12 protein-coding genes are annotated in these 12,424 nt (G+C 47.3%); 8 read left to right on the forward strand and 4 right to left on the reverse strand.

Annotated features, from left to right (window positions below; translation table 11 throughout):
* Positions 1–22: 22 nt before the first annotated feature.
* Together M1Q06_RS15610 and M1Q06_RS15615 are read right to left on the reverse strand one after the other, a co-directional pair.
* A complete protein-coding gene (locus M1Q06_RS15610) occupies positions 23–415 on the reverse strand; it encodes an ion channel (protein ID WP_434400565.1) in 393 nt (130 codons plus the stop codon).
* Positions 416–436: 21 nt separating this feature from the next.
* Positions 437–976: a peptide-methionine (S)-S-oxide reductase gene (locus tag M1Q06_RS15615; RefSeq protein WP_434400567.1), complete on the reverse strand. Its 540-nt coding sequence runs from the start codon at positions 974–976 to the stop codon at positions 437–439.
* A 340-nt stretch (positions 977–1,316) separates the two neighbouring features.
* Between M1Q06_RS15615 and M1Q06_RS15620 the strand changes: the two genes are divergently transcribed.
* Positions 1,317–2,975 carry a M4 family metallopeptidase gene (locus M1Q06_RS15620; protein WP_434400569.1) on the forward strand — a complete coding sequence of 553 codons (1,659 nt, stop codon included), beginning with the start codon at positions 1,317–1,319 and terminating at the stop codon, positions 2,973–2,975.
* Positions 2,976–3,104: 129 nt separating this feature from the next.
* On the opposite strand, the gene M1Q06_RS15625 is transcribed toward M1Q06_RS15620, so the two are convergent.
* Positions 3,105–3,623: a helix-turn-helix domain-containing protein gene (locus tag M1Q06_RS15625; RefSeq protein WP_101191919.1), complete on the reverse strand. Its 519-nt coding sequence runs from the start codon at positions 3,621–3,623 to the stop codon at positions 3,105–3,107.
* 180 nt (positions 3,624–3,803) lie between these two features.
* Here M1Q06_RS15625 and M1Q06_RS15630 point away from each other — a divergent pair, with 180 nt between their 5' ends.
* The 5 genes from M1Q06_RS15630 to M1Q06_RS15650 all read left to right on the forward strand — a co-directional run bounded on the left by M1Q06_RS15630 (position 3,804) and on the right by M1Q06_RS15650 (position 9,979).
* Positions 3,804–4,055, forward strand: a complete 252-nt coding sequence (locus tag M1Q06_RS15630; RefSeq protein WP_101191920.1) for a PLD nuclease N-terminal domain-containing protein — start codon at positions 3,804–3,806, stop codon at positions 4,053–4,055.
* Entirely contained in the window at positions 4,030–4,920 is an 891-nt protein-coding gene (locus M1Q06_RS15635; RefSeq protein ID WP_434400571.1) for an ABC transporter ATP-binding protein, read from the forward strand. The genes M1Q06_RS15630 and M1Q06_RS15635 overlap by 26 nt, the downstream gene beginning before the upstream one ends.
* A complete protein-coding gene (locus M1Q06_RS15640) occupies positions 4,917–5,684 on the forward strand; it encodes an ABC transporter permease (RefSeq protein WP_101191922.1) in 768 nt (255 codons plus the stop codon). The genes M1Q06_RS15635 and M1Q06_RS15640 overlap by 4 nt, the downstream gene beginning before the upstream one ends.
* Before the next feature lie 245 nt (positions 5,685–5,929).
* A complete protein-coding gene (gene nhaC, locus M1Q06_RS15645; RefSeq protein ID WP_101191923.1) occupies positions 5,930–7,399 on the forward strand; it encodes a Na+/H+ antiporter NhaC in 1,470 nt (489 codons plus the stop codon).
* A gap of 501 nt (positions 7,400–7,900) precedes the next feature.
* Positions 7,901–9,979, forward strand: a complete 2,079-nt coding sequence (locus M1Q06_RS15650; RefSeq protein WP_434400573.1) for a GAF domain-containing sensor histidine kinase — start codon at positions 7,901–7,903, stop codon at positions 9,977–9,979.
* Between the two features lie 74 nt (positions 9,980–10,053).
* Here the strand turns inward: M1Q06_RS15650 and M1Q06_RS15655 are convergent, their stop codons facing one another.
* Complete coding sequence (locus M1Q06_RS15655; RefSeq protein ID WP_434400575.1) at positions 10,054–10,935, reverse strand: LysR family transcriptional regulator; 882 nt, start codon at positions 10,933–10,935, stop codon at positions 10,054–10,056.
* 123 nt (positions 10,936–11,058) lie between these two features.
* Between M1Q06_RS15655 and M1Q06_RS15660 the strand changes: the two genes are divergently transcribed.
* Entirely contained in the window at positions 11,059–11,793 is a 735-nt protein-coding gene (locus tag M1Q06_RS15660; protein WP_434400577.1) for an SDR family oxidoreductase, read from the forward strand.
* A 31-nt stretch (positions 11,794–11,824) separates the two neighbouring features.
* Positions 11,825–12,397: a DapH/DapD/GlmU-related protein gene (locus M1Q06_RS15665; protein WP_434400579.1), complete on the forward strand. Its 573-nt coding sequence runs from the start codon at positions 11,825–11,827 to the stop codon at positions 12,395–12,397.
* The last annotated feature ends 27 nt before the right edge of the window (positions 12,398–12,424 follow it).

Consider the following 12,424-nt stretch of genomic DNA (forward strand, 5'->3'; position numbering starts at 1 on the left):
AGCAGCCCGTTCGGGGTTTTTACTATTTATTTTTGGTTTTCTGTTTCGGTTTAGACTTAAGATTGCCTGCCTTCACGTCCAATTGCTCCGGCCGCTCGAGCTTTACTACCGCATATGCGAGCCTCAACAACACCATGACCATCACGCCGACGCCGACAGCCAAATAAATCATCGTAAAGCTTCGGCTCAGGTTGCCGCTAGGCACGAGACCCGTATCGACTCCAGTCGGAATCAGGCTGATGAACGCGAAGTAAAAGGCATCAAACAAGGCCCAGCCTTCTATTTGATAATAGAACAAAGTTCCCGACAGCACGATGAACGCCAAAGTCAGCAGCAAGGTCCTGAACAAGGGCTCTTTTCCTATCCGGAATATGGCCGACAGCAAGCGTTTCAAAGTCAGTATAAGTGAAATCATCGGGTCATCACGCTCTTTTCTTTACGCATACTTGGTCAATAAAGCTGTTGGGATATGGCAATAGTCATCGGGGCATCTGTCCAAACGGTCCTGATGTTCTGCTGCACTCGCTATATAATTTTCAAGCGGCAAGACTTCGACTGCGATGCGTTCCGAATCCGTTCGTTCATTAATGAAGGCTTTCGCTGCCGTTAAATGGCCGGCGCTTTCGCTATAGACGCCGGTCCTGTATTTCTCGCCGATATCCTCGCCTTGTTTATTGATGCTATAGGGATCGATGATTTCGAAGAAATACCCCATCAGTTGTTGGACCGACACGCGCGAAGGGTCGAACGTAGTTTTGACGCATTCTGCGTAGCCGTCGTAATCGCCTTCTAGCGATTGCGTCCTGCCGTTTGCCCGCCCCGCTTCGGTCGACTCGACACCCGGCAAGGTCTTGATGAACGCCTGCACGCCCCATAAGCATCCGCCTGCAAAATAGATAATCTCTCTATTGCCACTCCTCTCAACCTGTAAATGGATCTTTCTTTTGCTCTGGCACACAAGCCGAGCTGTTTCCATCAGTATAGCATCTCAAGGAATGCCGCATGAACCTTCGTCAATTCCCCGATTTCACCTTTTGATTAAGCCCGGATATATTGTTTCAATAAACCGCTTTTTGAGAATTATTAACCGTTAAGATCACCTGCGTCTTTTCTACATAGCGAAATGGCTCCAGTGATAGAACCGATAGACCCACGAGATGTCCAAAAGGCTTTTCTTCCCCATTTCCAGAGGTGCAATCCTCACTTTTAACGGCTAACCAAAATACATACTCTACCCTATATATTCAGAATAATTAAATAGCTATGATGTTTTTACCGAGTTGCATTTCCGGTAAGACGAGAAGGAGTGACTATTGATGAGCAAAAAAAAATTACTGACTTTAAGTTTGGCAGCATCACTCGCATTATCCGCCACAACGGTTTCCGCCGATACCCTATCTAAACAGGCAACAGAAAAAGTCCATGTCAATAAAGACACCCAGACACCTGATTTCATTTCCGGAACGTTGACTGAACCGACCGATCAAGATGCAAAAGAAATTGTCTTTACATATTTAGAAGAAAACGAAGACACGTACAAAATCGATAAAAAAGACCTTTCCAGCTTCAAAGTCATCAGCCAGGAAACAGATGACCTCGGCTTCACCAAAGTGAAGCTTCAGCAGAAATTCAAAGGCGTGCCTGTTTTCGGTTCCGTAATCAATGCCCACGTTGACCAAGACGGCGTGCTCACTTCCATCTCCGGCAATTTGGCGCCGGAATTATACGATAAGAAATCCTTGAAGAAAGGCGCAACTTTGAAAGCCGGGGCTGCAGTCGAAAAAGCAGCGGCCGACCTGGAAGAAAAAATCGGCAGTTCCCCAGAGCTTGAAGCTGAAGTTACACCGGAATTGGTCATCTATTTCAAAGATGGGCAAGCGTATTTTGCCTACAGCGCTGAATTCGAGTTCCTCTATCCGGAACCGGGTAATTATCAATACTTCGTGGACGCCAAGACGGGCGACATCCTCGATTCCTATAACCAGATCCATGAGGCGAAACCTTCCGGCGGCGGTGCGAGTTTGACCGGCGAAGATTCGACTGCGAGCGGCAAAGGCGTGTTGGGCGATACGAAATCGTTCAATACTTTAGTCAACAGCAACGGCTCTTACCTGGTCGACCGCACGCGCGGCAGCGGCATTTTCACGTATGACGCAAAAAACCGCACACGCACGCCTGGCACACTGTGGCTCGACAGCGACAATGTCTACAATGCCGCTTATGACGGCGCTGCAGTCGATGCCCATACTTACGCTGGCCAAACCTACGATTACTTCCAAGACGTCCATAGCCGCAATAGCTACGACGGCAACGGCGCTGAGCTGATTTCCACCGTCCATTACGGCCGCAGCTATAACAACGCGTTCTGGAGCGGTTCCCAAATGGTCTACGGCGACGGTGATGGCACTACCTTCGTGCCGCTGTCAGGAGCGCTGGACGTTATTGCCCATGAATTGACGCATGCCGTGACCGATACGACGGCCGACTTGATCTACCAAAATGAATCCGGCGCGATCAACGAATCGATGTCCGATATTTTTGGAACGCTTGTTGAATACCATTTCAATAACAAGCCCGACTGGCAAGTAGGCGAAGATATCTATACGCCGAACGTTGCGGGCGATGCACTGCGCTCGATGGAAGACCCGACATTGAGCGGAGACCCGGATCATTATTCGAAACGCTACACCGGCACGGGTGATTACGGCGGCGTCCATATCAACTCCGGCATCAGCAATAAAGCGGCGTTCCTACTCGCCAATGGCGGCACGCATTACGGCGTGACGGTCGCTGGCATCGGCAACGACAAAGCGGGCGATATCTACTACCGCACTTTGACGCAATACTTGACGCCGAACTCCAACTACAGCCATTTCCGCGTTTCCACCATCCAAGCGGCAACGGATCTGTACGGCGCATCGAGCGCTGAAGTCGCAAGCGTCAAAGCAGCGTTCTCGGCTGTCGGGGTTAACTGATCGATCGGCCAAAGCAACATAACGCAGCTATAAGTGCAGCTTTCATTTGCGCATCACTGCCTTCTCAATAAATAAAGCACAGCTGATCCCATTCAGCTGTGCTTTATTGCGTTCATATTTATTTTCGGATTATGGAATAATCACCAACGAAACAGCGCGTTCGGTTCCTTGTTCCGGCTCCTGCGCATTATAATATTTCTCCATTAATGAGCCAAGCTCCGATTGAAAATCATTGAATCTATCGTCTGTTAAATTCAGCTTCACTAAAGAAAATGTCGATTGATCCTGGGACTGCTCTTCCACGCTGCGCTCATGGTAATTTTTATAGTTTTGCAGAATGTACATGAAATAGTACGTGATGAACCGGATTCTCTCGCTATAAGTAGCTGACTGCCAGTCTTCCTGACTCACTTTATAAGCTTGCGTGTTCAGTGCATAGAGTTTTTCTTCCACTTTCCCGCTGCGGTTTATGCCCACCACTTTCAGCAAGTCATCCTCCACCATGGAATTCACGTGTCTGTACAAAGTCGCTTGCGACACTTCTTTCAATAGTTTATTCAGCTGCAGGATCGATAAGCCCTCATCAACATCGATCAATTCCAAAGCTATTTTAAACCTGACTTGGTTTTTAAATAAATCAAATTCCATGTGCAATGTCCCCTTTTTGAGTGCGCTTAATTAGCTATTATATATTCTTTCCGTTGATTTACCAACTCCACCTAAATGGCCGGCTGGCAACTCGAAACCTGATTAAAATACGGAGCATGCATAAAGTAGTTGACGTTTCTATTATCATTATTGATAATGATAATAGAAAGGGTGATAAATATGAATACTGATATTACTGCTTTACTGGAAATCGATTGGGCAAAAATCCTGCCGTTCGCCTTGCCCATTATCTTTTTCAACTTATTGCTCATTGGCGTCGCACTGTACGACTGGTTTAAGCGGAAAGATCGGATTGCGGCACCGTATGCTTGGCTCGCCGCCATCTTATTATTCCAATCATTAGGGCCGATCTTGTATTTGGTCATCGGAAGGAAGGTCATTCGCCATGATTACAGTCGAGAAACTTCATAAGAGGATCAAAAAACGAAAAATCTTGAGCGATGTCTCTTTTACGGTTGCACAAGGGGAATGCATTGGTTTATTGGGGCCAAACGGTGCCGGCAAAACAACGCTTATTAAATGCATGACTGGCGTTTTGCACTATGAACAAGGGAACATCACCTTCCATTCCAAGCCCATTGCCCAGCACAAGCAAGATATCGGCTATTTGTCCCAGCATACAGACTTCAAGCCGTGGATGAGCTGCGGGGAATCGCTTCGTTTCTTCGGAAAACTATCAGGCCTGGATGCGGTATTTTTACAGGAGGCTATCCCCGCGGTGTTGGAGGAAGTTGGCCTGAAGGATAAAGAGGGCTATAAAGTGGAGCAATTATCCGGTGGCATGAAGCAGCGGCTCGGAATCGCACAAGCCATTTTGCACGAGCCGCAATTATTGATTTTGGATGAACCGGTCTCAGCTCTCGATCCGATCGGCCGGAACGAAGTGAAAAAATTGATCGCCCGCTTGAAGAAACGGACGACCATCATTATTTCCACACATATCCTGGATGATGCCAGTGCGTTTTGCGACCGCTACATTGTGATCAAAGATGGCGCGATTTCTGGAACCATCGACAGCCAACTTCAGCATGCAGACCGTACACAAATTTTGGTGAAGACAGCGAAGACTCCACCAGCAAGCGGCATTTGGCCCGGTGATGGCGTGGCGTATATTGAACGCCTGTCCCCTACCGCTTTCCTTTTGACAGGGACTGAACAACTTGATTTGAAAAAAGTCGTCCATGACTTGGATGCACAAGAGCTGGATGTCACGTCCATCGAGTTTTATGAAAAAGGAATCGAGGAAATTTTCCTGGAGATGGTGTCGGACACATGACCAACTTTTATACGCTAACCCAAACCGAGCTGGCGGAAGCCGCAAAAGAATACAAATTTATTTGGCTGACATTGTTTTTCGTCATTTTGGGTGTCACCCAGCCTTTGATTAATAACTATATGGACGTGATCCTCGAAAACGTAGGCGGCGCAGATGGCATCACCATTGACCCGAACCGGCCGGTACCGAGTTCCGGAGAAGTTCTTCTGTCGACCATTTCCGGGCAGTTCAATCAAATCGGACTCATCATTTTAATCATCAGCTTCATGGGGCTCATTGCGTCCGACCGCAATAGCGGCATGCAGGACTTTATCTTGACCCGCCCGGTTGCCATTCCGTCTTATTTATTGTCAAAGCTTGCAGGCCACTGGCTCATCAGCATGTTCGCCATTGCCATTGGAGCCGCCGTTTCCTACGGCTACACGATTTTTTTATTCGGTTCGTTCTCTTTTTCCGATTTCTTGTTATTTCTTTTGATGTACAGTTTGTGGATTCTCTACGTCATCAGCCTAGCGATTCTAATCAGCACATTCATCAAGGGGCCCATTCTCATCGCGGTCACGACGATTGCCGTCTCCATTTTCTTGATCCTGATCAAAAGCTTTAACCATCTTGTGTTTCAGCTGTCCCCAGGCGGCGTCTTGAACGTCGCAGAAAACCAATTGCTGCCGGGTGGTGAGGTCAATCATTTCAGCATCCTGTCGTGTGGAGTGTTCATTGTGTTTAACATTTGGCTGGCCAAAATCAATCTGAACAAACAGTAAGCGGGTTCCCTTTGCGCACTACAGAAGCTCAGTCCATCCATAACGGGCTGGGCTTCTTTTTCGATCACCTAAAATCACCATCCTCCGTGATACTCGTCAAAAAAATCACTTTCAAAATAGTGCAAAAATATTTTGCGCAAAAATTTTAGATATTTAAATTTTTGAAAAAATCATTTGCACCTCTTCGAAGCTCATGGCAAAATAGTTGAAAAGGCTTTCATTATCTTGCATTGAGGAGATGAATCATGAAAAATCAACAGAAAATAGAAATTCCTTTTGTTATGGCGTTAATTCCATTCATCGTCATGATCAGTATCATGGCAATTACCATCATCAAATTTGGCGGTAGCCCGCACGTCCCGTTATTGATCGGTGCGGCAATTGCTGCCCTGATCGGCTGGCGCTACGGATATAAATGGGAAATCATCGAGGAAGGCGCTTATAAAGGCATCCGCATGGCGCTTCCAGCGATTGTCATCATCCTTCTCGTCGGTTTGATCATCGGAGCTTGGATTGGCGGCGGGATTGTGGCCACGATGATCTATTACGGATTGAAAATCATCACCCCTTCCCTATTCCTCGTGACCATCTGCATCATTTGCGCGATTGTCACTTTGGCCATAGGCAGTTCCTGGTCGACAATGGGAACGATCGGCGTCGCGGGAATGGGCATCGGCGTGAGCATGGGCATCCCTGCTGCCATGGTAGCAGGCGCGGTCATTTCCGGTGCTTATTTCGGCGACAAAATGTCCCCGCTGTCTGACACAACCAATTTGGCGGCCGGAATTACCGAAACGCCTTTGTTCACGCATATTAAGCATATGGTGTATACGACGATTCCTGGCCTCATCATTGCGTTAGTCGCTTACTTTATCCTCGGCAGGCAGTTTGCCGGCACTGCCGTGGATATCGGCAACATCAACAGCATCCTTTCCGCATTGGAAAGCAATTTCGTCATCTCCCCTTGGCTGTTGCTCGTGCCGCTTGCGGTCATCGTCTTGGTAGCGAAAAAGGTTCCTGCACTGCCGGCTTTGACGATTGGCGTGTTGCTCGGCTGGCTGTGCTATGTGTTTATCCAAGGCGGCAGCGTGGCCGATGCCGTCAATACGCTTCACGACGGATTCGTGATTTCGAGCGGCAATGAAATGGTAGATAATTTGTTCAACCGCGGCGGCATCGAGTCGATGATGTACACGGTGTCCTTGACGATTGTCGCGATGATCTTCGGCGGCATCATGGAACAAGTGGGGATGCTCCAAGCGATCGTCAACCAAATTCTCAAGGTCGCGAAATCAGCAGGCAGCCTGATTGCCGCGACAATCGTTTCGGCCTTTTTCACGAATGCAACCGCTTCTGAACAATACATATCGATTCTTCTCCCAGGTAGAATGTACGCCAAAGCGTATCGGGACAAAAAACTGCATTCGAAAAACTTATCACGGGCATTGGAAGACGGCGGCACCGTCACTTCGCCTTTGATTCCCTGGAATACATGCGGCGTGTTTATCGTGGCGACTCTCGGCGTCAGCACCTTCGCCTATGCGCCTTACGCGATTCTGAACTATACCGTGCCGATTATCTCCATCTTCATGGCATTCTTTGGGCTGAAAGTCGAATTCTTGACCGAGCAGGAATTAAAAGCGCTGGAAGAAAAAGAAGCACGGCAATCGTCAAAACCCGGCGACAACGATGCTTCAGATTCTGTCCTGACCTAACTCAGAAAACATCAAGCTAATCAAAGCTTGATGTTTTTTGATTGTTGAAGAAGTCTATAATCCGCTATTAATTAATACTGAGCTTCCCTTTTCTATATTCAAAATCAATGTTCTAGCTAAGTATTTGGAGAAGCGTTCGCTCGACTCCAGTGGTAAAGCGAGACGACCGAGACCCCGCAAGGCGCAAAGCGACTGAGGAGGCTTGGGCGCGAGCCCACGGAAAGCGAGCGATAAGCTTCGGAAAATACGACTTCTTCACTTTCTCGACAACCTAAAAAAACATCAAGCTAATCAAAGCTTGATGTTTTTTTAGATTGCCGGGCATCCATTCCCTATTCAAAAGAAAATTTTTTATACAAACATTTATTAACAAATAAAAGGATTGTAACTACTCAGATATAGTAATATTGTAGACAGATATATAAAGTAATTTGGAAAAGAAATGTTAAAGGCACTTGCAGATAGGCCCCAACGATCAGTTGGCGAGAATGGAGACATACTATGGTGAATGATCAATCGCGGTATTCGAGGCTTGCGAACATCACACGCATTGTAAATACAAAGCTGGATTTGCATGAAGTTCTGCAGCAGGTCACGACGGCTATTTCCGAGGAAATCGTCCGATGCGATTCTGTTGGGATCTTTTTGCCAGAAGGCGATGGCACGTATCGCGGATTTGCGGGAAAGCCGGAGATGATGAGCGGCATGACGCTGCAATCGCAAATTATCGACCCAAACACAGACAACCTGGCAGCGGAATTGATAGCGACACGGAAAACCATCTATATAGCGGATACATCAACAGATAACCGGCCGGACTTGAAGCCAGTAGGCGCCTTCCAAATCAATTTCTTATTGGCGTTGCCGATTTCCTTTGAAAAGGAATTCATGGGGATGGTGTTCCTGTTCAATTACGGGACCCCGATGAATTTGACGCAATCAGAGATTGAAAGTGTCGAAGCTTATGTAAATATGGCAGCGGTCGCCATTCAAAACGCGAAGAGCTTCAATCAAAAAGAGAAATTATTGAGGGAAAAGCAATTATTGCTCGACCTTACCCGTGAACTATCTTTCTGTTCGACGATCCAGGAAAGCCTGAACGTTTGCTTCGGCTATTTGAAACAGGCGTTCGGCGAGGGTGGTTTTGCCGCACATATCATAAAATCGCCAAGCATGAAAGGCGGCACGCCGACCCAATTTCAGGCAGCCAATGATATGACCGAACAGCACTGGCAGAAACACCTCGCCGAAATGGGGCTAAACGCCATTTATGCAGAACTGCTCGCACGTGCTGTATTGCAAAAAGAAGTCATCCGCGCAAACTTGGGTGCTCAACACGAGTTACTGCTGCTCCCAATGATTTCTATGGGAAAAGTCCACGGGATCGTATCAGCGGTATGCCGGCGCGAAGCCGCAGAAGACGCAGTGGATTTGCAAATCCCTGTCGCCCAGTCCGTTATCGAAGCCACCGCTCCGGTTTTTTCGAATTTATTGTACATGGACCAATTGGAAGGAATGGTCGAAGAGCGGACGAGTGCATTGTACGCCGCGAACAAGCGGGTCAATAGTGTGATCGAAAGCATCACGGACGGTTTTTTTGTGCTCAATAAAAACTGGGAATACACTTACATCAACCAGCATCTTTTTTTACCGAAAGGCAAAAAAGCAGACGAAGTGCTCGGCAAAAACATTTGGGATGTGTTTCCGGAAACTGTCGATACACTTACCTATAACGAGTTCCATCGCGCCATGATCGACCGGGTGACGGTTCGCTTTGAGTCGCAATCCGATGCGGAAGACTTTTGGTTTGAAATTACCGCCTATCCGTTTGATGACGGCATTTGCTGCGTGCTGAAAAACATCAAGGAAAAGAAGCAGTACGAGAAAGAACTAAAACGGCTGGCCAATTTGGATTTGATCGGCCAGATGGCGGCGGGAATCAGCCACGAGATCCGCAATCCGATGACAACGGTGCGCGGTTTTCTGCAACTGATGGTCATGAACGAACAATTGGAGCCGCATGCTGCGCATTTCAACCTGATGATCGCTGAATTGGACCGGGCGAATGCCATCATCACTGAATTTCTGTCCGTTGGCAATACGCGCACTTCGGACATGAAAATGATGAGCTTAAACACCATCCTTGATGATATTTCACCATTGATCAAAATCGATACAGCCAATCAGAACAAACAAATCCATATTTACACGCAGGAAGTGCCGGAACTACTATTGAATCATAATGAAATCCGGCAATTGATCATCAATTTATACCGCAACGGACTGGAAGCGATGGATGAAGGGCAGACACTGACCATCGGCACCTATCCGGAAAACGAAAATTACGTGGTGCTGGCAGTGCAGGATCAAGGCAGCGGCATCGATCCCGCTATCATCGACAAAATCGGCACGCCTTTCTATACGACAAAAGATGAAGGCACGGGACTCGGCCTAGGCATCTGTTACGCGGTGGCGGCACGCCATAATGCGACGATCACCATCGAAACAGGACCCGAAGGCACCATCTTCTTCACGAAGCTTCCGGTTGAACCAAAGGCAGATGGTGAGCCTAATAAATAAAATTTCAGTTTCCCGACAAGTAGAAAAAACATCAAGCCAATTAAAGCTTGATGTTTTTTTCTATTTATAGAGCTCTAGTTGTGTAAATGAATTCGAAGTTGCTGCAAAAACAAATTCGCTGCACTGGAGAAAACCTGATGCTTTTTCCAAATGATATTTAAGTTCGCTTCTAGTTTTGGGCGCAATGGGATAAAACACAGTTTGCTGTCTTCGCCAGTATTCACTAACTTATCCAGACACAATGCATAGCCAATGTTTTCTTCCACCATCAATGCCGCGTTGTAGATCAAATTGTAAGTTCCAACCACACGCAGGTCCTCAATATTTTTCCCGAACCAGCCGGACATTTCATTGCTGACCGCCGTTTGGCGAGAAATCAGCAAGGGCTCATCCATCAAATCTTCAGGCTGGATAAACGGACGTTGTGCGAGCGGGCTGTCTTTTCGCATTAATACACCCCAACGGTCAGTCGCTGGCAGCTTTATATAATCGTATCTCTGCTTGTCCATCGGTTCGATGACAATACCGAAATCCAGCAAGCCATTCTCCAATTTATCGGTGATGTCGTCTGCGTTGCCGCTGTAAAGATGGAAACGGATACCCGAGTGGTTTTCGAGCAGCTCTTTGCATGCTTTCGCAATGAATCGCATCGCTTCGGTTTCACCGCCGCCAATATAAATTTCCCCGCCAATCTCTTGTTTCGTCCCTTTCAAATTAGCTTCGGTTTTCTCGGTCAATTCCACGATTTCCTTCGCTTTATTGAACAGGAACAGCCCTTCTTCCGTTAAGGTGATTTTCCGATTTCCCCGTTCAAATAAAGTTGTCCCCAGTTCCGCTTCCAGTTCTTTCAATTGCCGGGATAATGTCGGTTGAGACAAATGCAGCTGTTTGGCCGCAGCCGAAATGTTTTGTTCTTTCGCTACCGCAATAAAGTAGCGCAATACGCGAAGTTCCATAATAGCCTCCTTTTCTTATGCTCAAAAAGCATAATAGATTATTTGATATAGGTATTGGATATCTGAATCCTATCATTTTATGATGGGAACGAATAGATAATTATTTTGAAGGAGGAATTCTACATGGCAATTGAAGGAAAAGTCATTATCATTATGGGAGCATCCAGCGGCATTGGAGAAGCAACAGCCAGAATTTTAGCCGAAAAAGGCGCCAAGTTGGTATTGGCAGCGCGCAGAGAAGAGCGCTTGAAAGAGATCAAGGAATCACTGCCGGAAGCACACATCGTCTACAGAAAAGCTGATGTATCAAATCATGAAGAAGTGCAGCAAGTCATTGATTTGGCGATTGCCGAGTACGGTCAATTGGATGTACTGTTCAATAACGCCGGGATTATGCCGACCGCCCCGTTGGCTGAAACGCGACGCGACGAATGGAAAAACATGCTGGATATCAATGTCATGGGGGTGCTGAATGGCATTGCAGCGGCGTTGCCGAAGATGGTCGAACAAAAATCCGGCCATATCATCTCCACCGATTCTGTGGCAGGGCATGTGGTCTACCCGCATTCAGCCGTTTACTGCGGAACCAAATTTGCTGTCCGGGCCATTATGGAAGGCTTGAGACAAGAGCAGCGTGAAAACAACATCAAATCCACGATTATCTCACCGGGCGCTGTCCTGACCGAATTATATACAACCATCAATGACAAAGAAGTATCGGCCGCTCTTCACCAAGCCCAATCAGAATGGGGACTTGTCGCAGAAGATATTGCCCAGGCAGTCGCTTATGTCATCGATACACCGGACCGCGTTTCGGTCAGCGATATGATCATTCGCCCGACAGCTCAAGAGGTATAAAGGAAATAGGATAAGGAAAGGCGGTTTTCAGATGGAGATGCAAGAATTTATCGATTTTTGCAAAGCAGGCAACCCCATTTCAAGTACAGATAAAGAATTGCACGGCCTATTGGTGCAAAGCAGTTTTCAGGCCCAGAAAATCATGGTGGAGTTGAACTCAACTTTCAACACCCAAGAAGAAATCGTCGCGCTGTTCTCTGAACTGACAGGCGCACCAGTCGACGCTTCGTTTCTATGTTTGCCTCCGTTCCACACGGACTTCGGCAAGAACATACGCATCGGTAAAAATGTGTTTATCAATACCGGTTGTTCGTTCCAGGACCGGGGCGGCATCACCATCGGCAATGGCTCATTGATCGGCATGAATGTCTCGATCGCTACCTTGAATCATGGCTTGCCCTTGGAAACAAGAGGCACCACCATGCCCTTTCCTGTAGTTATCGGCGAAAACGTATGGATTGGCTCAAACGCCACCATCCTTCCCGGTGTTACGATTGGGGACAATGCCGTTGTGGCGGCAGGGGCTGTCGTTTCAAAAGACGTCCCTTCAAACACGGTAGTGGCAGGAGTCCCAGCAAAGGCCATAAAGAAAATTACGGAATAGCTGCGAATCATTTATTCACTAATTGGA

It is taken from the genome of Planococcus sp. 11815, assembly GCF_051096385.1.
GTDB lineage: Bacteria > Bacillota > Bacilli > Bacillales_A > Planococcaceae > Planococcus > Planococcus citreus.